The sequence below is a fragment of the Streptomyces sp. NPDC058685 genome (assembly GCF_042714725.1).
In the GTDB taxonomy this organism is placed as follows: domain Bacteria; phylum Actinomycetota; class Actinomycetes; order Streptomycetales; family Streptomycetaceae; genus Streptomyces.
Map to the genome: position 1 here is coordinate 1 of NZ_JBHXSL010000064.1, position 20,121 is coordinate 20,121.

Consider the following 20,121-nt stretch of genomic DNA (forward strand, 5'->3'; position numbering starts at 1 on the left):
TTATCAACAAAAATATTTTCGCCGCCCGCGTATTTTGTTAATAACACCCAGCTTCCCCGCCTCGGGGACCGGTCCGCCACGGCGGCCCCGGCCCGCATCACTCGATGCGGGCCGGGCCCTCCGGCGTTCTCACTCGCCGTCCTCGAGCCGCTCGATCTCCCGCAGGAACGGCTCCGCACCCGGCGCGTCCGCCGGCCGGACCCGTGCCAGCATCGCCGCCACCGCCCGGTGCTCCTCCAGGGCGCGCTCGGGACCGGCGGTGCGTTCCAGCCGGCCCGCCCGCAGCCACTGGGCGTTGACCAGCTGGTCGAAGAGGACCGGGCCGGCCTCCACGAGCGCCCGGCGGCCGTGGGCGACGGCGTCGCGGTGGAGCGGGTGCGCGGACGCCGTACGTCCGGACAGCAGGGCGGCCGCCACGGCGCGATGCCACCAGGCGTGTGCGGCGAGCTCGGGGTCGGTCGCCGCCCGGGCCGCCGCGCCGAGCGCCCAGTCCGCCTCGTGAAGGTCGGCGACCGTGCCCTCCGCGCGGAACCGTTCGATGTACGCCAGCCCCAGCAGGGCGCGCCGGCGCGGGAGTTCGGGGTCGGTGGGCCGGGTCTCCTCGATCGCGCCGCGCAGCGCCCGTACGGCGGCCTGGATGTCGGACCGGGTGTCCTTGTCCACGCCCCGCTCGGTCAACTGGCGGCCGAGGGAGGTGAGGACGAGCGCGCGGCTCGGGTCACGCCACGGCAGCAGGGGCAGCGCCTCGGTCCAGGCAGCGACCGCGGAGTCGCGGTGGGCCCAGCCGCCGGTGGACACATACCGCTGCTCCAGCACCCGGGCCATCCGCAGCAGGATGTCGGCCTGGGTCTCCTCGTCGCGGCCGGTGTGCTGGCGCGCCTGGTCGAGGGCCTGGAGGATACGGAGCCTGGCGTCGTCGTCGAGGTGTTCGTGGGCGAACTCGATGGCGTCGGCGTAGTCCAGCCAGGCGCGGCACAGGTCGCTCTGCTCGACGGTCTCCCAGTCGACGGCGTCGATGCCCGCGTGCAGGTCCTCGTCCGCCTGTTCCGCGAAGGTCCGTGAGGCGGCGAGGTCGTGGTCGCCGACGACGCGCGGGACGGGGCCCTCACCGCGGTGGTGGCGGGCCAGGTCGAGGAGGAGCCCGCCGCGCAGCAGCAGGGCCGATTCCCGGCGCCCGCCCTCCAGGAGCAGTTCCACGACGCCGAGCGCGGTGTGCAGAGACTCGGTGAAGAAGCCCTCGGGCCCGATCGGTCCGCGCAGCCCGTAGGGCGCGCCGATCACGGCCAGCCGTCGCAGCACCCGGATCCTGGCGGACGCGGCCGCCTGCACGAGAGCGGCCGGCGTGTCCCAGGGCGCGGGGTCGCCGGTGAGTTCGGCGAGGCTGCTGTCGGCGGTCGACAGCAGCACGGCGGCCACCAGGTCGGCGTCGTCACCGGCCGGGCCCGCCTGCACCCACACCCATTCGGGCATCAGCTTGGGGCTGAGCCGGCCGGCGGACACCTCCTCCGCCATCGCCTCCAGGACCTGCGCCAGCGTGAGGTGGGCCCGCGGCCCGCCGGAGATCGCGTTCTGCGCCGCCTCCAGCGCCTCGGGCAGATCCTCCGGCAGCGGGCGCACCAGCCAGCGCCGCAGCAGCGCCTCGGCCAGTTCTCCGTAGAGCGCGGCCCGTTCACCGGTCCGCCGCTCCGTCTGGGTCGCCGAGCCGAGCAGCCTGATCGCCGCGTCCAGATCGCGTACGGTGCCGTACTGCCCGAAGTGGGCCAGACAGCCGCGGGCCTTCGCGACGAGCGCGGCGGGGCCCTCCGTCGTCAGTCCCGGGGTCACCGCGGGCCGGGGACCGCCGAGGCGGCGCAGCACCTGGGTGGAGACCTGGGCGAAGGCCCACAGTCCGCGGGTGTCTCCGGCGGCCGGGGCCGGCGGGTGCGGATCCACCGATCCGGCGAGGAAGGCGGAGGCCATCGCGGGGAAGTTGCGCACGGCGCGTCCATAACGGGACGCGACGTACTCCGAGCAGTGCTTGAGCACCAGCGACGCGCTGCTGGCGCCCAGTTGGCCGAGGAGTTCCTCGCGTACGCCGTCGAGGAAGACGTACGCCGGACCGCCCTCCTCCGGGCCCGTGGTGGCCGCCGTGTCATCGGGGTCCCTCCGCAGCAGCCCGCTGAGGAGCACCTCCGCCAGGACGTCCGGACCGCTGCGGACGAGCATCGCGCGCTGGACGAGCTGCATCACCGGCAGCACCAGGGGAACGGCCGACAGATAGACGGCGAGCTGGGCGGCGGCGGGCGACGCGGTTCTGCGGAAGGCGCGCACCCGTTCGGCGGGGTCGATGCGCCGGGCCGCGCGGGGGCGGACGGCGGCGGGTTCGTGGCGGGGCAGGACCAGCGCGGCCGCGGCGTTCATGGACTGGCCGGTCGCGCCCGCGATCAGCCGGGTCCAGGCCTCGAAGGAGGAACGGCGCAGCGCGAGAACGGGGACCGGGATGCCGTCCACCGGGCCGGGCGCACCGAGCCGCGGAGTGAACTCCAGCCGCCCCGCGGGACCTTCGCGCCGTCGCAGCAGCCCCGGCCGCGCGGGCAGATGCGTACGCCCCCACATCCGCTGCGGCAGCGGCTGGACGACGGCGACGGGCGCGGTCGACGCCCACAGGTGCAGCAGCCGCTGCATCCGGCCGCTGCGCCACAGCGGACCGGCGCAGTCGCTGAGCACCACGGTCAGCTGCCGGCCGGTGGGATCGCCGAGCTGGGCCGGTACGGGCCGGTGCTCGCCGAGGCGGTGCACCGCCACCTCGCGGAACGCCCCGGCCCGTTCGCAGATGTCCCGCAGCTCATCGAGCGCGGTGCCCCAGACGACGTTCGACGACGACTCGTCCATCACGAGGGCGAGCCGGGCCTGACGCCGCCGGACCGTGCGGAGCACGGGCACCACCAGGCCGGTCTCGGCGGCCCGGTCGGCGGTCGCGATCTCGTCGAGCTCCCGGCGCGCCAGCCGCATCGGCGGCCGGTAGTGCTGGAGAGGCCGCAGGGAGCGCTGGAGGTCGAGGGTGTCGGGCAGCGCCGTGGGAGCCGGCACCGGGACGCTGCGCGCGGCGCCGTCCGGCAGAGACCCGGCGACGGTGTCCGGCTGGGCGGGCCCGTACAGACCGGTGCCGGACCGCGACGACGGGCGGGCTCCGGGAGAGGAGACGGCGGGCTGCTCCGCGGGTCCTGCGGACGGCCGGTCCGCAGGACCGGGCGGCAGGGCCGGGCCGGGTGCTTCGCTCGTACCGGCGCGGGCCGCGGGCACGTACCGCGACAGCCACAGCGCGTCCGCCAGCTCCTCGGCGGTCGGCTTCAGTTCCGCCTCGCGCAGCCGCGCGACGAGCGCGGTCAGGGCCGCGGAGTGCACGGCTTCACCGCTGCCGGATGTCGAGCGGGCGTATCAGCAGTTCGGCGATCTCGTCCCGCCGCCCGGGCTCCGCCCGCACGGCGTGCTGGGTGAGATAGATCGCGTTGAGCAGCTGGTCGGTCGGACGCAGTTCACCGTCGCCGTCCTCGCGGGTGAACCGGCCGATCAGATCGAGGTTCCGCTCGTCGGCGCCGGCTCCGAAGTGGGCCTGCACCATGGCGGCGAGCCGTTCGTCGCGCGGCGGGTCGAGGTGCAGATGGATGCAGCGGCGCAGCAGCGGGGCAGGGAAGTCGCGCTCGCCGTTGCTGGTCATCACCACGAACGGGAAGGCGGCGCAGCGCACCCGGCCGTCCCGGACGGGCACCCGGCGGCCGTCGTCGGTGAGCACCCGGACCTCGCCGTGGCCGGGCCGGTCGGCCATCCGCTCCAGCTCCGGAAGGGCGAACTCCCCTTCCTCCACCACATTCAGCAGATCGTTCGGCAGGTCGATGTCGCTCTTGTCGAGCTCGTCGATGAGCAGCACTCGCGGCCGTTCGTACGGCAGCAGCGCGGTGCCGAGCGGCCCGAGCCTGATGTACCGGCCGATGTCGTCGGACTGGCGCTCGGCGAGCTGGGCGTCGTGGAGCCGGCCGATGGCGTCGTAGGTGTAGAGGCCGTCCTTGAGCTCGGTGCGGCTGACGACGGGCCACTGGAGCACCCGGCCGAGGCCCAGTTCGTACGCGACGGAGTGCGCGAGCGTGGACTTGCCGGAGCCGGGCTCGCCGGTGACGAGGAGCGGCCGGCGCAGGTAGAGGGCGGCATTGATCAGTTCGAGTGCTTCGGCGTCCTGGGTGCCCGGTGCCTCGACGCGCGCTCCGAGCCGCCGGGTGGACGAACTGTCCACCGGGGGCGGCGGATCGGGCAGCGGCTCGCCGGAGAAGGCACGCCAGGGCGGGGGCGGCGGCAGGGTGCGGATCCGGTCGGGATCCGGTGCACCGACACCTCGGTAGATCAGCCAGTCGTCCATCGCTCGCTCCTCGTCGGCGGCCGGTGGGCACCGTGGCGGACCACGCCGGGTATGTACCCAGCGGCCCGCCGTCCCATTGCTCCGGTGCCGCTCCTCATGGGGAGTCCACCGGTCCGTTGTCGTCGGCGGGCAACGGTCGGGTCGGGTCGTCGTACAGCATCGCCACCCCCTCCGCCCAGTGTCCGCCGTTCCTCGATCCGCTGATGTCGTCCCTGATACGGCGCAACCGGTCGGGCAGCTCAAGGGCGCCCGCCGTCTGCGCGAGGAGCGCGGCCGCGCCGTCGTGCATCTCCTCGCAGAAGTCGGTGCAGCCGTGCTCGGGATGACCGTCGGTGTGCCACAGCGCGACCCCGTGACCGGCGTCCAGCGCGAGCCCGATCGCGCGGCGTCCGACGCCGCTGCCTGCGGGTCTGCACAGGACGGGCACCGCGGACGGCGGCATGTCCGCGAAGTGGCGGGGCCGTGGGACCTGCCGCGGCGGCGGCGTACGGACGGCGGTCAGCGCCCCGGCGGCCGCCGTCGCCTCCCAGCGGGCCAGCCAGGTGTCGTCCGGTCTTCCTCGTCTCAGAAGGTCACGCAGCACCACCATCCGCCGTACACCGACATACGCAGGATGGTGCAGCCGCGCCATCTCGGTGAGCTGCCAGCGGTGCACCGCGGTGTCGAAATGGTCGACGGGCAGGGCGACTTCGAGCGGTGCCGGCGCGCCGGGGGCGTCCACCGACGCGAAGACCTCGTCCAGCGGTCCGCGCAGCCGGCGTACGAGCTGTTCGGGCGGCACACCCTCGCCGGTCTGCTCCTCGTGCAGCGGCTCGTTGACGTCCTGGCCGTCGTCGACACGGATGCGCCAGTAGAACCGGGTCGTCGGGGCGTCGCACACCGGCTCCAGCTCGACGATGACGACGGCCGAGCCGTCGCCCGGTCGCGGGTAGCGGACCACGGCCCGGTCCCGGCCGTCCGGACCGCGGGCGGGGACGAGCCGCGGCGGCAGCGTGGCCTGGGTGACGACGGTGTGCACGATCCGCGGGACGTCCTGGAGCCGGTGCGAGACCCAGTCGGCGAGCGGCGCGGGGTCACCGCCGCGGCTGCGTTCGTACTCCACGACCAGCTGGAGGTAGTGCAGCGCCGCGATGGCGGCGACGGGCTGCCCCGCCTCGTACAGCAGGCCGTGTCCGTCGCGCCAGGCATGCGGGAGCAGCTGGCCGGGCGGGGAGGCGACACCGCCGCGTGCCTTCTTGGCGAGTTCGACGACGGGCCGGATGCCGTCGGGCGTGCGCACCCCCGACAGCAGGAACAGCGCCTCGCGCCGGTCGCGAGGGCTCCACTGGTCACCGCCGGTGTGCACACCCGCGCCCGGCAACTGGTGCTGTCGCTCGATCCAGTTGTGTCCCCCGACCTTCGGCGACTGGCCGTGCCAGCGGTCGTGCGCGTTCATCAGCGCCTGATAGGCCGGACCGAACCGGCGCAGGGCGGTGGCCGCGATGGCCATACCGCCGTCCCGGCCCGCTCTGCGGGATTTCAGGACGCCGACGACGGCGCCCGTGTGGGCGTCGAGCACCGGCGATCCCGAGCCGCCCTTCGGGAACTCCGCCTCGGGCCGGAAGCGCATGCCGTAGTCGTCGTCGAAGCCGTTGATCCGGGCGGTCGCCTTCCAGCGCGCGGCCCTGCGTACGACGGGGGCGGAGCCTTCCTCCTGGTTCTCCGGGCGGTAGCCCTGGACGACACCCTGCCCGCCGGGATAGTCCGTGCGGTCGGTGAGCCAGACGCATTCGTGCTCGACGTCCGGGTCCAGCAGCCGGACCAGGGCGAGGTCCTGCTCGACGGGAACCCGCTGCTCGGAGCGCGGCTCGCCGTCGAGGAGCCAGCGGTCGAGCCGGGCCTCCAGCGGTTCGCCGTCGTTGACCTCGCTGCCGCCGAGCAGGAAGACGCGTTCGCGGTCGCCGCGCAGATGCGGCGCGAGGACGTGCGCGCAGGTCAGCACCCAGCCGGGCGCGACGAAGAAGCCGCTGCCCCACATGGCTCTCTCGCCCTCTCGCGCGGAGGAGAAGTGGACGGTCGCGGCGCGGGTCAGGGCGTCGATGACGGAGTCGGACTCGGTGTCACTCATGCGGTACCGGGGGTGGTGGCGGTGTGGTGGGGGCGGGTGGATGCGCGGCCGGGGGAGGGGACGGTGGGGCGGGCCGCGCGGGGGCGGCCACGGTCGGCGGGGCGGGTGCGTGTGCGCCTGCGGGAGCCGGGGCCGGCGGCGTGGGCTGGTCCTTGAGCTGCCAGGTGAGCGTGACCTGCACGGATGCCTTGGCCTCGCCCGCGGCGAGCACGGCGAGCGCGACGCCGGACTTGGCGGTCAGCTCGACTCCGAAGGAGACGCTCGCCTCGTCGGGGCGGGCCGCCGCCGCGGCCTCCAGGACGGATGCCCCGACCTCGGTGATCAGCTCGTGGAGCTGCCGCACCTTGGCGGTGGCGTTCTCCACGAAGCCGACGTCCTCGTCGTCCTCGCCGTAACCCCCGCCCGCGGTGGAGAGCCGGGCGAGCACGACGGCTCCCCCGGGAAGTTCGATGCGCTGGACGCGTCCGTTCACGGCTCCCCCGTTCTGACGGCCGACTCGGCCCTGTGCCGGTGCAGTTGGGCGCTGTGCGAAGGGCGACGACGTTACCGGCCCGTCCGGTTGCGGGGGAGAGCGGGAAGTCGCCGTAATCTGAGGAGGTAGTCCCCCATCCGTCCCAGGAGCATGTCTTGTACTTCACCGATCGCGGTATCGAGGAACTGGAGAAGCGGCGCGGCGAGGAGGAGGTCACCTTCGAGTGGCTCGCCGAGCAGCTGCGTACGTTCGTCGACCTCAATCCCGACTTCGAGGTCCCGGTGGAGCGCCTGGCGACGTGGCTGGCGCGCCTGGACGACGAGGACGAGGACGAGTAGCCGGACGGTCGTGACGGTGGCCCCGTAGGGTTTGCCGGCGCGGGCGGCACGGGGCGAGGTGTGCGGCCACCGGAGCGAGGTGAGCGGTCAGCGCGGCTGCTCGCGGATACGGTCGTACGTCAGCGCCAGCGCCCCGTGCGCGATCAGCACGGCACCGGCCACCAGCCAGCCGCCGCTCCCCCGCCGCAGCCCCCACGCCACGAGCGGCAGGCCCGCCGCCATCTCGACCAGGCCCACCACACGCACCGTCGGACCCGGCCGCCGGGGGCCGAGCAGTCCCTCCTCGACCGCGTGGAACTCCGCCCGTACCGCGTCGCGCCAGCCCGACCACTCCACGGTCTCCCCGCCGATCACCCGCGCGACGGACCGGAGCCGCGCGGCGGGCTCACCCGGTGCGAGCCCCTCGGGCAGATCGAGACCCGCCCTGGCCAGCACCGCGAGCAGGCCGAACAGCCGCGACTGGGCGTCCGCGACGGGGTCCGGCAGGGTCAGCGGCTCCAGCGCCTGCACATCGAGGACGGGATCCAGCCCGAGCCGTGCGGCGAACGTCCGCATCGCCTCGTCCTCGCCGACCGGCGTCCCGTCCGCCAGCCAGACGTATCCCACGGGCCTGCGGAAGCCGGACGCGAGCGTGAAGCCGGCGCGGTCGCCGTCCCACCACACGGCGAGGGCCGGCCGGTTCGTACCGATGGCGACGGCCGAGGCCCAGCCGCCGAGCACCTGGTCGACCGGCTCGCCGGCCTGCTGCCAGGGTGTTCCGTCGGGGACGAGGACGCTCCAGTCGTCACCGGCAGCGACGAGAAGCTGCTGCTCACGCAACAACTGGGCGGCCGGCCGTACGGCGGAGGGGTCGGTCCGGCACAGCAGCAGCGCCCCCACGGGTGTCGCGTTCATGCGACTCACGCTAGGGCACTTTGCCCCCTTTTGGCGCTTCATGACCCGTCAGGCGCGCCTCCAGCGGGCTCCGCACAGGCGCTTGACATCCCGATCTCGCGATATATCGTATTGACCAGAAGACGCGATATGTTGCGTCGCGGACCGCCCTGGGAGGTCAGGTCATGACGGAGTCGACGTGGGCAGTGTCCGAGCCGAGGAAGCTCACCTTCGACGAGCCCGTGACGGCGCTCAATGTGCGCATCGTCAACGGAACAGTGAACGTCGTGGGCACGGACGAAGGTTCCGCCCGCCTCGAGATCAGCGAGATCGAGGGTCCCCCGCTGATCGTGACCCGAGAGGGCTCCACCCTCACGGTCGCGTACGAGGATCTGCCCTGGAAGGGCTTCCTCAAATGGCTCGACCCCAAGGGCTGGCACCGCAAGGCGGTCGTCTCCCTCGCCGTTCCCTCCCGGGCGCGGGTCGAGGTCGGCGTCGTCGGCGCGGGAGCGGTCGTCTCCGGCATCAAGGGGGCGACCTCGGTACGGGGCGTCAGCGGGGACACCACACTGGTACGGCTCTCCGGGGACGTCCACGCCGAGAGTGTCTCCGGGAACCTGGAGGCCCACTCGGTGACCGGCGGCCTCCGCTACAACTCCGTGTCCGGCGATCTGACGGTCATCGAGGGCGCGGGCTCCTCCGTCCGCGCCGAGTCCGTCAGCGGCGACATGGTCGTCGACCTCACCGTGCTCGACGCGGACGGGGTGCCGAAACCGACCGACATCAAGCTCACGACCGTCTCCGGCGAGGTCGCCATCCGCCTGCCGCACCCCACGGACGCCCAGGTCGAGGCCAACACCGCGAGCGGCGCCGTGTCCAATGCGTTCGACGACCTCCGGGTCAGCGGGCAGTGGGGCGCGAAGAAGATCACCGGCACGCTGGGGGCGGGCACCGGCACGCTCCGGGCGACGACCGTCTCCGGCTCCATCGCCCTGCTGCGCCGGCCACCCGAGGACGACGAACCCTACGAGGCCGCCCCGACCGGAAAGGTGCTCTGACATGCCGCCTGTCTTCGCCCACGGCCGTCTGCGCCTGTACCTGCTGAAACTCCTGGACGAGGCCCCGCGCCACGGCTACGAGGTGATCCGCCTCCTCGAGGAGCGCTTCCAGGGCCTCTACGCACCCTCGGCGGGCACCGTGTACCCCCGGCTCGCCAAGCTGGAGGCCGAGGGCCTGGTCACCCACGCCACCGAGGGCGGCCGCAAGGTCTACTCGATCACCGACGCGGGCCGCGAGGAACTGGCCGGCCGCAGCGGCGAACTGGCCGACCTGGAGCTGGAGATCCGCGAGTCCGTGTCCGAACTGGCCGCGGAGATCCGCGACGACGTACGCGGCGCGGCGGGGAAGCTTCGCAGCGACATGCGCGCGGCCGCGTCCCAGGCCCGCCAGTCCTCCGGTACGGAGAAGGGCGAAGCGGCCGCCTGGCGCTCGGCGAAGGAAGAACTGCGCAAGGTCACCCACGAGTGGCAGGAGCAGGCGCGCCGGGCGAAGGACGAGTCCCGCCGGGCCCGCGAGGACGCCCAGCAGGCACGGCGCCAGGCCAAGGAGGCGCAGGAGACGGCCCGCCGGGAGATGCAGCGGATCGCCAAGCAGGTCCAGGACCAGATGCAGGACCACTTCACGCGGGGCGACTGGCCGACGGGCGTACGGGAAGGGCTCTCGGAGCTCACGACCCAGCTCGGCGGGCTGGCGCGCGGGGGCGGGTGGCCGTACGGGAAGCCGGAACGTGAGCCGACGGAGTCGGTGCCGGATGACGCTCCGCAGGCCGAGGGCGTACAGGTCGATCCCGAGTGGCCGTCGGGGACGGAGACGACGGGCGAACCGGCCCGCGACCTGGACCGCCTGCTGGACCGCTTCCGCGACGACATCCGGGACGCGGCGCGGGACAACGGGGTGACGGACGCGCAACTGCGGGAGGCGCGGCGCCACTTGTCGACGGCGGCGGCGCATGTGGCGGCGGTGCTGCGACGGAAGTGACGGTGCGGGTCGCTTTGTGCGGGTCCTTGTGCGGGGCCTTGTGCTGCGGGTTCTTGTGCTGCGGGTGCGGGTTCTTGTGGTGCGGCTGCGGGTTCTTGTCCGGTGCGGGTTCTTGTGGTGCGGGTGTGCTTGGTGGGTGGGTGGGTGCGGGGTTCGGGTTCTCCGGAGGGGGGTGTCCGGACTGCTTTCTCACCGCGCTTCGCGCGAGTTGCTGAAGCTTTGACGTCCGGACACCCCCCTCCTGCGCCCCCGCCCCCCTCCCGCCGTCCCCGCGACGCTCCGTCCGTCCGGGACGAGGTCCCGTGGATCCGGTCGCGATACGAGGGTGCGGATGCGGGTCCGGCCGGAGCGAGGGCTCGGGTTCAGGGACGGGGACGTGCAGGGGTCGTGTCCGGGACGTCAAAGCGCCCGCAACTCGCGCGAAGCGCGGTGAGGACCGCAGTCCCGGACATGACCCCGGAACGGCACCGGGCGCCCACCGGACGACCGGCCGCGCCACAAGCACCCGGGGCCCGAGCCACAAGCACCCGAGCCGCACAACCGGCCGAGCCACACGCACGTGGGCAACAACAGCCCGCTTCGAACCAGGGGCTGAGCCCCAAGCACCTCGGCCCGAGCCACTAGCACCCGCACCGAACAAGGGGCTCAGCCGCAAGGACCCGAGCCGCAGGAACCCGAGCCGGACAAGGGGCTCAGCCTCAGGAACCCCGCCACAACGCTTACGCGCGGACCGGGAACAGCACCCTCTCCAGCGACGCGTACGTCACCCCGTGGTCCGCCAGCACCTCGGACACCACCCCCGGCCCCGACGTCAACGCCAGCAGCAGATGCTCGCCACCGATCACCCGGTCCCCCCGGCCCGTCGCGATGCGCAGCGACCTCACCAGTACCTCCTTCGCCGCCGCCGTGAAGGGCCGATGCCCGGACCACCAGGACTTCGCGCGCTTCGCCGGCTGGAGGGCACCCGGACCGTGCGCCTCCTCCACGCGCGCGACGATCTCGCCCACGTCGACGCCGAACCCCGCCAATGCCTCGACGTCCGCGTTGGAGAGGCCGCCCCTGCGACGCCCCTCGGCGAGGGCCGACTCGACCGAGGCCCGCCGGTCCGTGACACCGAGCGCGGCGAAGGCGAACGCGGCCTTCGTGCCCTGCTGGTCCAGCAGGGCGAGCAGCACATGTTCCTCGGTGACGGATTCCGCGGCCGCCTTCTCCGCACGCGCCACGGAGTTGGTGACGACCTCCCGTGCCTCGCGGGTGAAGCGCTCGAACATCACTGCCTCCCGTATTTCTTGTGCACGGCCTGCCGGCTGACGCCCAGCTCGGCGGCGATCTCCTGCCAGGACCAGCCCTGGTTGCGGGCGCTGCGCACCTGCACGGCCTCGAGCTGTTCGAGAAGCCGCCGCAGGGCGGCCACTGCTCGCAGCCCGACCCGGGGGTCCCGGTCGCCCGCCCGTTCGGCGAGATCCGTTGCATCCGTCATAGCTGTCAACCTACATTGACAGTTGTCCACAGTCAACCCAGGTTGACAACCTCCGCCGTACGGTGGACTCGTGATCGATTTCCGCACGTCCTCACCCGTGGCCGGCATCCTCGACGTCCAGTGGCATGCCGGCTGGCCCTCTCCGAAGCACGACCCCGCTCCGGAGATACAGGCGCATGCGTACGGCGAGCACACCGTGATCCTGCGGCAGAACAAGTCGGTCCACTTCGAAGCCCCGTTCCTCTTCCTGCTGTTCGGGAACGAACGAGCGCTGCTGCTGGATTCCGGCGCCACCGCCGACCCCGCGCACTTCCCGCTGCGCGCGACCGTCGACGAGCTGATCAAGGGCTGGCTCAACCACCATCCCCGCACCCCGGGAAGCGAGCCGTACGGACTGGTCGTGGCCCACACCCATGGGCACGGCGACCACATCGCGGGTGATCTTCAGTTCGCGGACCGTCCGCACACGGAGATCGTGGGGCCGTCGCTCGCCGAGGTGCGGGAGTTCTTCGGCTTCCGGGACTGGCCGGACGGGCAGGTGGAGCTGGATCTGGGCGGCCGGGTGCTGGATCTGCTTCCCGGCCCCGGCCATCAGGAGGCGGCGGTCGTCTTCCACGACCGGCACACCGGGCTGTTGTTCACCGGCGACTCGCTGTATCCGGGCCGGGTGTACGTCGAGGACACAGCCGCTTTCGCCGCGACCGTGGATCGCCTGATCGCGTTCTGCGAGACCAGACCGGTCACCCATGTGCTCGGCTGCCACATAGAGATGACGACCGTTCCCGACGAGGACTACCCCCGTGGCACCACGTATCAGCCGGACGAACCGCCGCTCCAGCTGACCCCCGGGCATCTGCGGCGGCTGGGAAAGGCGCTGGCGGAGGGCGAGAGCCGGTGCGGGGAGTTCATCGTCGTCCGACAGGAGTGACGGAGACGGTGATGCGCGCGCCGGGGAGGGCGGCGACGCGCACCCGGTGCGACCGGCCGGCCACGGCGGTGCGGGTGTCGGCGACGGCCGGTCCGGTCACGGAGATCCGCCGGTCGGACGCGCTGGGGGGCAGCGAGATCTCCGTCGTGCCGGGCCTCATCGACGCCCGGTACGTCAGCCGGTAGGCCCCGACTTCGGAGTCGCGGCCGGGGTCCTGACCGGGGACAAGTTCGGGGTGCTGACCGGGGACAAGTCCCGGCACAAGTCCGGGGTCATGGGCTTCGGAGATCACGCGGCCCGCGACGGCGGCGGCGTAGGGCGTCGCCGTCTGCTCCTTGTTCGTACGGAAGCGGCCGCGTTCGTCGAGCGCGCAGTACCCCCCGCCGTAACACCAGACATAGCCCGCCCAGCCCGAGCTGTAGCGGTTCAGGGACGTCAGGGCGTCACGGTAGAAGCGCCCCATGTTCGGGAGGGAGTTGTTGAGGGGACCCCACTCCCCCACCACCACCGGTACGCCGTACGTACGGGGGTAGACGGTGACGGCCGTCTCGTACGACTCGATCCAGCCCGCCGCGGGGTCGTAGTCCGCGCCCGCCTCCATCGCGGTGTTGTAGAAGTGCGGTGCGTAGACGACCCCGGGGTCGTCGATCAGCCCGAGGCCGGTCGGTACCCCCTCGCCGACGATCGGCGTCGGCTCGATGAAGAGACGGCTTCCGTCATCCACCGAACGCACCGCGTCCGCGAGGCGGTTGTACATCGGCGTCAGCTGATCGCGTTCGATGCGGCGGGCCGCCGTGGGGAGATCCTCGCCCTCCCGGAGTTCTCCCATGGGCTCGTTGATCAGGTCGTAGCCGAAGACGGCCGGGTGGTCCCCGAACCGGTCGGCGAGGACGCGCCACATCTGCGCCTGGGCCCGGCGCAGATCCTCGTCCTCGTAGAGATGGGTGAAAGCGCGCTGCACGGCGGGTTCGAAGTACTCGGCGAACCAGTCGTCGGGATGCGGGGTGAAGGGCAGACCGTCGGTGCGGGTCGCCCAGGTGGGGATGCCACGGTGACCGAAGGCGGGACCGAAGACGTCCTGGTGGGCGTCGATCAGCACCTGGATGCCATGGGCCCGGGCCCAGTCGAGGACCCGCTCGATCCTGCGCAGATACTCCGCGCTGTAGTGACCGCGACGGGGTTCGAGGTCGTCCCAGAAGACCAGCAGACGGGCGAAGTCGAAGCCGTGCGCCCGCAGATCACGGAAGTGCTTCTCCGTGATCGCCTTCAGGGCCTGGTCACCGCGGCCGGCCTTGTCCTCGACGTTCCAGCCGCGCAGCGTGAGCGCTCTCCCCCGGTCGTCCAGTAGCGGCGGAATACCACTCGGGCCCACGGCGCCCGCGGTGACTGCGGCTCCCACGGCGCCCGGGGTGCCCACGGACGAGGAGGAGACCACTGCCGGGTGGTTCGCGGACGCCGCGGGTGGACCGGCGCCCACGGCCGCGGGTGGACCGGCCGCAGCGGCCGCGGCGGGGACCGGGATCCCCGCCGCCGACAGGAGGAGGCAGCCGATCAGTGTCCGGATCGTTCGGCGTGCACGCATGGGGCGGATCCCATCAGCACACCTGACGGTCCATCAAGAGGGCGTCAGCACGATCTTCCCGAAAAGGTCGCCGCCGGCCATCCGCTCGAACCCCTCACGGGCCCGGTCCAGCGGCAGGACCTCGTCGATCACCGGCCGCAGACCGGTCGCCGCACAGAAGGAGAGGAGGTCTTCCAGTTCGTCCTTGGAACCCATCGTCGAACCGACGACCTTGAGCTCCAGGAAGAAGATCCGGGTGAGTTCGGCGTGCGAAGGGCGGTCGCCGCTTGTCGCGCCGGAGATCACCAGGGTGCCGCCCGGTCGCAGCGACTTGACCGAGTGGGACCAGGTCGCGGCGCCGACCGTCTCGATGACGGCGTCCACGCGCCGGGGCAGTCGCGCGCCCGGCTCGTACGCCTCCTCGGCGCCCAGTTCGACCGCGCGCTTGCGCTTGGCCTCGTCGCGGCTGGTGGCGTACACCCGCAGGCCCGCCGCCTTGCCGAGCGCGATCGCGGCGGTGGCGACACCACCGCCCGCGCCCTGGACGAGGACCGAATCACCGGGCCGGACACCGGCATTGGTGAAGAGCATGCGGTACGCGGTGAGCCAGGCGGTCGGGAGGCAGGCGGCCTGCTCGAAGGTCAGCTCCTTCGGCTTGGGCAGCACGTTCCAGGTCGGGACGGAGACCTGCTCGGCGAAGGTGCCCTGGTAGCGCTCGGTCAGGATCGAGCGCGGCTCGTCGGGGCCGACGCCGTGACCGGTCTGCCCGATCACGGAATGGACGACCACCTCGTTGCCGTCGGCGTCGACGCCGGCGGCGTCGCAGCCGAGGATCATCGGCAGCTTGTCCTCGGCGAGGCCGACGCCGCGGAGCGACCAGAGGTCGTGGTGGTTGAGGGAGGCGGCTTTGACGGTGACGGTGGTCCAGCCGGGGCGGGCCTCGGGCGCGGGGCGTTCACCCAGTTCGAGGCCGTTCAACGGGGCGTCACGGTCGATGCGGGCGGCGTAGGCGGCGAACATGACCTTGACCTTAGGGCGGCGGCATGACGCGGCGGAACCACACAGCGGTGTGACACGCACCGCGCCGCCCCCGGCCAGCGCGTCGCGGGACGGTACCCGTTGGGCACCCGTTCGGCCCAAGGCCCCGAAGAAGTCGGCGCAGGGGGGCGACCCCGAGGAAACCGCCGGCGGGGGCCGCACGCCGCGGGAACGCGCACGGGCCGTGCCGCACCCCTCTCGGAGCGCGGCACGGCCCGTGGTCCGTACGCCTGTGTGCGACCGGAGGCCGGCCGCACGGTCAGGTGGTCAGCGCCGTGCGACACCCTCGGCGCGCGCCGCCGCGGCGACGGCCGCCGTGACCGCGGGGGCGACCCGCTCGTCGAACGGCGACGGGATGACGTAGTCGGCGGCGAGCTGGTCGCCCACGACGTCCGCCAGCGCGTTCGCCGCGGCGATCTTCATGCCCTCGGTGATCCGCGACGCCCGCACCTGGAGCGCGCCCGCGAAGATCCCCGGGAATGCCAGCACGTTGTTGATCTGGTTCGGGAAGTCGCTGCGACCGGTCGCCACGACGGCCGCGTACTTGTGCGCGACGTCGGGGTGGACCTCCGGATTCGGGTTGGCCATGGCGAAGACGTACGCGCCGGGGGCCATCGAGGCGACGGCCTCCTCGGGCACGGTGCCGCCGGAGACGCCGATGAAGACGTCCGCCCCGGCCAGCGCGGTCTCCAGGGAGCCGCTGAGGCCGGCCTTGTTGGTGATCTCCGCGAGCTCGCGCTTCACGGAGTTCAGGTCCTGACGGTCACGGCTGACGATGCCCTTGCGGTCGGCGACCGCCACATCCCCGAGGCCGGCCTCCAGCAGGAACTTCGCGATGGCCACCCCGGCCGCGCCCGCGCCCGAGATCACGGCGCGCAGGTCACCCAGGCCGCGCCCGGTCAGCTTCGCCGCGTTCCGCAGGGCCGCGAGGGTGACGACCGCCGTGCCGTGCTGGTCGTCGTGGAAGACGGGGATGTCCAGGCGCTCCTGGAGCTTGCGCTCGATCTCGAAACAGCGGGGCGCCGAGATGTCCTCGAGGTTCACTCCGCCGAAAGAGGGCGCCAGGCGCACGACGGTCTCGACGATCTCGTCCGTGTCGGTCGTGGCGAGCGCGATCGGAACCGCGTCCACGCCGCCGAACTGCTTGAAGAGGATCGCTTTCCCCTCCATCACCGGAAGAGAGGCTTCCGGGCCGATGTCGCCGAGACCGAGCACCGCGGTCCCGTCCGTCACGACGGCGACGACCTGGGACTTCCAGGTGTAGTCGTGGACGAGCTCGGGCTGCTCGGCGATCGCGCTGCACACCTTGGCGACGCCGGGCGTGTACGCGAGGGACAGGTCGTCCTTGTCCCGCACCGGCACGGTGGCCTGGATGGCCATCTTGCCGCCGCGATGCAGCGCGAAGGCCGGATCGAAGGGCTCCTCGGGAGCACTCTCCGAACCGCTGTCGCTGCGAGGATTGACGATCTCCGCTGCCATGTGTTTGACCCCTTAAGTCTTCATCAGTTGAGGGTTTCCACTCCTGGTTGAGGAGGGGTGGGCCGGCACCGCGTACGTGCCCTGCCTCGGCGGTTGGCCCGCTCCGGCGGGGGGAGGTACATACGCGCGGGCGCGCCGCACACGCGCCCTGAGCCCCGGATGAGGGGTGTAAGCGTCCTTCTTACCTGACCAGGAGCACCGGCGACGAGTCGGTATCCAGTTGCTGACACGACTCGTCGCCGAATGTCAGGACACGTCAGCTACGCGCCCTGAATGCCGCCCGTAGCAGGCTACGAGCCGCAGATCTTCCGGTCGGAAGCAGGTATTCCCGTGAATGGTCCGGTCGTGATGTACCGGCCCGGGAGGGGGTCGGGGGTGTCCCGTTACCCGATTTTGACATGCGTGGCCCCCTGAATGGGCTAGTCCGAATGGCAAGATGCCGAAAACACACAAGGTGGCGACACTCGAAGATGAGTGCACGACCGCTGAAATGGCACTTCCCTCACCCGCCGGAGGACCCCGATCATGACCGCAAGCACCACTCGTCGTACGACCGCCGCCAGGACCCGGATCGCCGCGGTCGGCGCCATCGCGGTCGCGGGCGCGCTGCTCCTCACCGCCTGCGGTGACCAGACGAACTCCGGTTCCGGCTCCTCGGAGACCGGTGCCTCGAGCGCTGCACTCTTCGACAAGCTGCCCAAGAAGTACCAGGACTCCAAGGTGATCAAGGTCGGCACCGACGCCGCCTACGCCCCGATGGAGTACGAGGAGGGCGGCAAGATCGTCGGCATCGACCCCGACATCGCCGCGGCTCTGGGCAAGGAGCTGGGCGTGAAGTTCCAGTTCACCAGCGGCACCTTCGACGGCCTGATCTCGTCGCTGAACAGCGGCCGCCAGGACGTCGTCATGTCCGCGATGAGCGACACCAAGGCCCGCCAGGACGGCCTGGACGACAAGGGCAAGAAGGTCGGCCAGGGCGTCGACTTCGTCGACTACTTCACCTCCGGCGTCTCGCTGCTGGTGAAGAAGGGCAACCCGAGCAAGATCGAGTCGCTCGACGACCTGTGCGGCAAGAAGGTCGCCGTCCAGCGCGGCACGATCTACGAGGACACGTTCAAGGCCCAGGCCACCAAGTGCAAGACGGACGGCAAGGGCACGCTGACCATCGAGGCGTTCGACACCGACGCCGAGGCCCAGACCCGTGTGAAGTCCGGCGGCGCCGTCGCCGACCTCAACGACTACCCGGTCGCCGCGCACATCGCGAAGACCGCGGGCGGCGGCAACGACTTCGAGGTCGCCGGCGACCAGACCGACGCCGGCCCCTTCGGCATCGCGGTCGACAAGGACAACGCGCAGCTGCGCGACGCGCTGAAGGCGGCCGTGGACGCCATCATCAAGAACGGCGAGTACGAAAAGGTCCTCGAGAAGTGGGACGTCAAGAACAGCGCCGTCACCGAGGCGACCATCAACGCCGGCAAGTAGGTCACGGTCGGTCCGCTTCAACGCGTTTCACTGAAGGGCAGTCACTGTGACTGACAAGTTCGACAAGACGCCCGCCGACGAGCCACCCTCGGACGCGGTCGTCAAGGCGTCAACCACGGCGCCCGACCAGATCAAGGCCATCCCGGTCCGGCACTGGGGCCGCTGGGTCAGCGGTGTCATCGTCGTGGCACTGCTGGGCACGCTGGTCTATTCGTTCTCGCAGGGCGATGTCAACTGGAACACCGTCGGGGACTTCATCTTCGACGACCGGATCCTGGCCGGTATGGGCCGCACGGTGCTGATCAGCGTGCTGTCCATGCTCATCGGTCTGATCCTGGGCGTGGTCTTCGCCGTCATGCGGCTCTCGAAGAACCCGGTGACGGGTGCGGTCTCCTGGCTGTACATCTGGTTCTTCCGCGGCACCCCGGTCTATGTGCAGCTGCTGCTGTGGTTCAACCTCGCGCTGATCTTCCCCGTCCTGAACCTCGGGTTCTACAAGGACGAGATGGTCGACGTGATGACCCCGTTCATGGTCGCCCTGCTGGGTCTCGGCCTGAACGAGGGTGCCTACATGGCGGAGATCGTCCGGGCCGGCATCCAGTCGGTCGACGAGGGCCAGACGGAGGCGTCCCACGCGCTCGGCATGTCCAACGGCAAGACCATGCGCCGCGTGGTCCTTCCGCAGGCCATGCGCGTGATCGTGCCGCCGACCGGCAACGAGTTCATCAACCTGCTCAAGACCTCGTCCCTGGTCTCCGCGGTGCAGTACACCGATCTGCTGCGGGCAGCGACGAACATCGGATCCACATCGTTCGCGGTGATGGAGATGCTGTTGGTGGCGTCGGTCTGGTACCTGGCTCTGACCAGCGTCTTCAGCGTCGGCCAGTACTACGTCGAGCGGTACTACGCCCGTGGCTCACTGAGGCAGCTGCCGAAGACGCCGTGGCAGAAGATCAAGGCGAACATGCTGTCCCTCAACAGCCCCAGGGGGGTGTGACATGACCCCCATGGTGAAGGCCGAGGGCGTACACAAGTCCTTCGGCTCAGCGCACATCCTCAAGGGAATCGACCTCGAGGTCGCCCCGCGCGAGGTGTTCTGTCTGGTCGGTCCGTCCGGTTCCGGCAAGTCGACGTTCCTGCGGTGCATCAACCACCTGGAGCAGATCAACGCCGGCCGGCTCTCGGTCGACGGGCACCTGGTGGGCTACCGGCAGAAGGGCGACAAGCTCTACGAGCTGAAGGACAGCGAGGTCGCGGCACAGCGCCGGGACATCGGCATGGTCTTCCAGCGCTTCAACCTGTTCCCGCACATGACGGCCATCGCGAACGTCATGGAGGCGCCGATCCAGGTCAAGGGCGAGTCGCGGGCCGTGGCCCGGGCGCGCGCCGAGCGGCTGCTGGACCGCGTGGGCCTGGCCGACAAGGCCGGGAACTACCCCTCGCAGCTCTCCGGCGGTCAGCAGCAGCGGGTGGCGATCGCCCGTGCGCTGGCGATGGAGCCGAAGCTGATGCTCTTCGACGAGCCGACCTCCGCGCTCGACCCGGAGCTGGTCGGCGACGTGCTGGACGTCATGCGGGGGCTCGCCGAGGACGGCATGACGATGATCGTCGTGACGCACGAGATGGGCTTCGCCCGTGAGGTCGGCGACGCGCTGGTCTTCATGGACGACGGTGTGGTGGTCGAGTCGGGTCATCCCCGCGAGGTCCTGACGAACCCGCAGCACGACCGGACGAAGTCGTTCCTGTCGAAGGTGCTCTGACGGTGTCCTGAAACGCGCGACGGTGTCCTGAGGGCGCCGGAGCCGTCACACGGGAGGGGGGGGGGGGGCCGGGGCGGGAACCCCCCCCCCGCGGGGCCCGGCCGCGCGGGTGACCCCCCGGGCCCTGCGGGGGGGGCGCAGGGGGGGGGGGGGGGGGGGCCCCCCCCGGGGGATTT

17 protein-coding genes are annotated in these 20,121 nt (G+C 71.7%); 7 read left to right on the top strand and 10 right to left on the bottom strand.

Going from position 1 to position 20,121, the window contains the following annotated elements; translation table 11 throughout:
• Positions 1-129: 129 nt before the first annotated feature.
• The 4 genes from ACFWU3_RS32265 to ACFWU3_RS32280 form a co-directional block, all read right to left on the bottom strand.
• A complete protein-coding gene (locus ACFWU3_RS32265; RefSeq protein ID WP_384444583.1) occupies positions 130-3,384 on the bottom strand; it encodes an SAV_2336 N-terminal domain-related protein in 3,255 nt (1,084 codons plus the stop codon).
• 4 nt (positions 3,385-3,388) lie between these two features.
• Complete coding sequence (locus tag ACFWU3_RS32270) at positions 3,389-4,390, bottom strand: AAA family ATPase (RefSeq protein ID WP_384444584.1); 1,002 nt, start codon at positions 4,388-4,390, stop codon at positions 3,389-3,391.
• A 94-nt stretch (positions 4,391-4,484) separates the two neighbouring features.
• The gene (locus tag ACFWU3_RS32275) at positions 4,485-6,497 is read right to left on the bottom strand and encodes a trypsin-like peptidase domain-containing protein (RefSeq protein ID WP_384444585.1); all 2,013 of its coding nucleotides are present in this window, start codon (positions 6,495-6,497) and stop codon (positions 4,485-4,487) included.
• Positions 6,490-6,969 (bottom strand): CU044_2847 family protein, encoded by a 480-nt coding sequence (locus tag ACFWU3_RS32280; protein ID WP_384444586.1) that lies wholly within the window; start codon positions 6,967-6,969, stop codon positions 6,490-6,492. The genes ACFWU3_RS32275 and ACFWU3_RS32280 overlap by 8 nt, the downstream gene beginning before the upstream one ends.
• Positions 6,970-7,124: 155 nt before the next feature.
• On the opposite strand from ACFWU3_RS32280, the gene ACFWU3_RS32285 reads away from it, so the two are divergent.
• Positions 7,125-7,307 carry a DUF6104 family protein gene (locus ACFWU3_RS32285; RefSeq protein ID WP_003961784.1) on the top strand — a complete coding sequence of 61 codons (183 nt, stop codon included), beginning with the start codon at positions 7,125-7,127 and terminating at the stop codon, positions 7,305-7,307.
• An 87-nt stretch (positions 7,308-7,394) separates the two neighbouring features.
• On the opposite strand, the gene ACFWU3_RS32290 is transcribed toward ACFWU3_RS32285, so the two are convergent.
• On the bottom strand, positions 7,395-8,201 hold the full coding sequence (locus ACFWU3_RS32290) for a hypothetical protein (RefSeq protein WP_384444587.1): 807 nt from the start codon (positions 8,199-8,201) through the stop codon (positions 7,395-7,397).
• A 164-nt stretch (positions 8,202-8,365) separates the two neighbouring features.
• On the opposite strand from ACFWU3_RS32290, the gene ACFWU3_RS32295 reads away from it, so the two are divergent.
• Both ACFWU3_RS32295 and ACFWU3_RS32300 read left to right on the top strand, forming a co-directional pair.
• Positions 8,366-9,238, top strand: coding sequence for a DUF4097 domain-containing protein (locus ACFWU3_RS32295; RefSeq protein ID WP_384444588.1), 873 nt, complete (start codon positions 8,366-8,368; stop codon positions 9,236-9,238).
• 1 nt (position 9,239) lies between these two features.
• On the top strand, positions 9,240-10,217 hold the full coding sequence (locus ACFWU3_RS32300) for a helix-turn-helix transcriptional regulator (protein ID WP_384444589.1): 978 nt from the start codon (positions 9,240-9,242) through the stop codon (positions 10,215-10,217).
• Positions 10,218-10,936: 719 nt separating this feature from the next.
• Here the strand turns inward: ACFWU3_RS32300 and ACFWU3_RS32305 are convergent.
• Positions 10,937-11,488 (bottom strand): Clp protease N-terminal domain-containing protein, encoded by a 552-nt coding sequence (locus ACFWU3_RS32305; protein ID WP_384444590.1) that lies wholly within the window; start codon positions 11,486-11,488, stop codon positions 10,937-10,939.
• The gene (locus tag ACFWU3_RS32310) at positions 11,488-11,697 is read right to left on the bottom strand and encodes a helix-turn-helix domain-containing protein (RefSeq protein WP_037851906.1); all 210 of its coding nucleotides are present in this window, start codon (positions 11,695-11,697) and stop codon (positions 11,488-11,490) included. The genes ACFWU3_RS32305 and ACFWU3_RS32310 overlap by 1 nt, the downstream gene beginning before the upstream one ends.
• A gap of 70 nt (positions 11,698-11,767) precedes the next feature.
• Between ACFWU3_RS32310 and ACFWU3_RS32315 the strand changes: the two genes are divergently transcribed.
• A complete protein-coding gene (locus tag ACFWU3_RS32315) occupies positions 11,768-12,625 on the top strand; it encodes an MBL fold metallo-hydrolase (protein ID WP_384444591.1) in 858 nt (285 codons plus the stop codon).
• Here ACFWU3_RS32315 and ACFWU3_RS32320 read toward each other — a convergent pair.
• The 3 genes from ACFWU3_RS32320 to ACFWU3_RS32330 all read right to left on the bottom strand — a co-directional run bounded on the left by ACFWU3_RS32320 (position 12,603) and on the right by ACFWU3_RS32330 (position 16,703).
• Positions 12,603-14,207, bottom strand: a complete 1,605-nt coding sequence (locus ACFWU3_RS32320) for a glycoside hydrolase family 5 protein (RefSeq protein WP_384444592.1) — start codon at positions 14,205-14,207, stop codon at positions 12,603-12,605. The genes ACFWU3_RS32315 and ACFWU3_RS32320 overlap by 23 nt on opposite strands.
• Before the next feature lie 33 nt (positions 14,208-14,240).
• Positions 14,241-15,206, bottom strand: a complete 966-nt coding sequence (locus ACFWU3_RS32325; RefSeq protein WP_384444593.1) for a zinc-binding dehydrogenase — start codon at positions 15,204-15,206, stop codon at positions 14,241-14,243.
• A gap of 285 nt (positions 15,207-15,491) precedes the next feature.
• Entirely contained in the window at positions 15,492-16,703 is a 1,212-nt protein-coding gene (locus ACFWU3_RS32330; RefSeq protein WP_384444594.1) for an NADP-dependent malic enzyme, read from the bottom strand.
• A gap of 525 nt (positions 16,704-17,228) precedes the next feature.
• Here ACFWU3_RS32330 and ACFWU3_RS32335 point away from each other — a divergent pair.
• The 3 genes from ACFWU3_RS32335 to ACFWU3_RS32345 are packed head-to-tail and all read left to right on the top strand — an operon-like array spanning position 17,229 to position 19,945.
• Complete coding sequence (locus tag ACFWU3_RS32335) at positions 17,229-18,185, top strand: ABC transporter substrate-binding protein (RefSeq protein ID WP_384444595.1); 957 nt, start codon at positions 17,229-17,231, stop codon at positions 18,183-18,185.
• A 46-nt stretch (positions 18,186-18,231) separates the two neighbouring features.
• Complete coding sequence (locus ACFWU3_RS32340; protein WP_384444596.1) at positions 18,232-19,182, top strand: amino acid ABC transporter permease; 951 nt, start codon at positions 18,232-18,234, stop codon at positions 19,180-19,182.
• A gap of 1 nt (position 19,183) precedes the next feature.
• Positions 19,184-19,945 (top strand): amino acid ABC transporter ATP-binding protein, encoded by a 762-nt coding sequence (locus ACFWU3_RS32345; RefSeq protein WP_340475308.1) that lies wholly within the window; start codon positions 19,184-19,186, stop codon positions 19,943-19,945.
• The last annotated feature ends 176 nt before the right edge of the window (positions 19,946-20,121 follow it).

Bases quoted from the DNA above. Each gene is read 5' to 3' on its own strand.
- ACFWU3_RS32270 (WP_384444584.1), bottom strand. From the start codon at position 4,390: ATGGACGACTGGCTGATCTACCGAGGTGTCGGTGCACCGGATCCCGAC.
- ACFWU3_RS32275 (WP_384444585.1), bottom strand. From the start codon at position 6,497: ATGAGTGACACCGAGTCCGACTCCGTCATCGACGCCCTGACCCGCGCC.
- ACFWU3_RS32290 (WP_384444587.1), bottom strand. From the start codon at position 8,201: ATGAACGCGACACCCGTGGGGGCGCTGCTGCTGTGCCGGACCGACCCC.
- ACFWU3_RS32295 (WP_384444588.1), top strand. From the start codon at position 8,366: ATGACGGAGTCGACGTGGGCAGTGTCCGAGCCGAGGAAGCTCACCTTC.
- ACFWU3_RS32300 (WP_384444589.1), top strand. From the start codon at position 9,240: ATGCCGCCTGTCTTCGCCCACGGCCGTCTGCGCCTGTACCTGCTGAAA.
- ACFWU3_RS32305 (WP_384444590.1), bottom strand. From the start codon at position 11,488: ATGTTCGAGCGCTTCACCCGCGAGGCACGGGAGGTCGTCACCAACTCC.
- ACFWU3_RS32310 (WP_037851906.1), bottom strand. From the start codon at position 11,697: ATGACGGATGCAACGGATCTCGCCGAACGGGCGGGCGACCGGGACCCC.
- ACFWU3_RS32320 (WP_384444592.1), bottom strand. From the start codon at position 14,207: ATGCGTGCACGCCGAACGATCCGGACACTGATCGGCTGCCTCCTCCTG.
- ACFWU3_RS32325 (WP_384444593.1), bottom strand. From the start codon at position 15,206: ATGTTCGCCGCCTACGCCGCCCGCATCGACCGTGACGCCCCGTTGAAC.
- ACFWU3_RS32330 (WP_384444594.1), bottom strand. From the start codon at position 16,703: ATGGCAGCGGAGATCGTCAATCCTCGCAGCGACAGCGGTTCGGAGAGT.
- ACFWU3_RS32335 (WP_384444595.1), top strand. From the start codon at position 17,229: ATGACCGCAAGCACCACTCGTCGTACGACCGCCGCCAGGACCCGGATC.
- ACFWU3_RS32345 (WP_340475308.1), top strand. From the start codon at position 19,184: ATGACCCCCATGGTGAAGGCCGAGGGCGTACACAAGTCCTTCGGCTCA.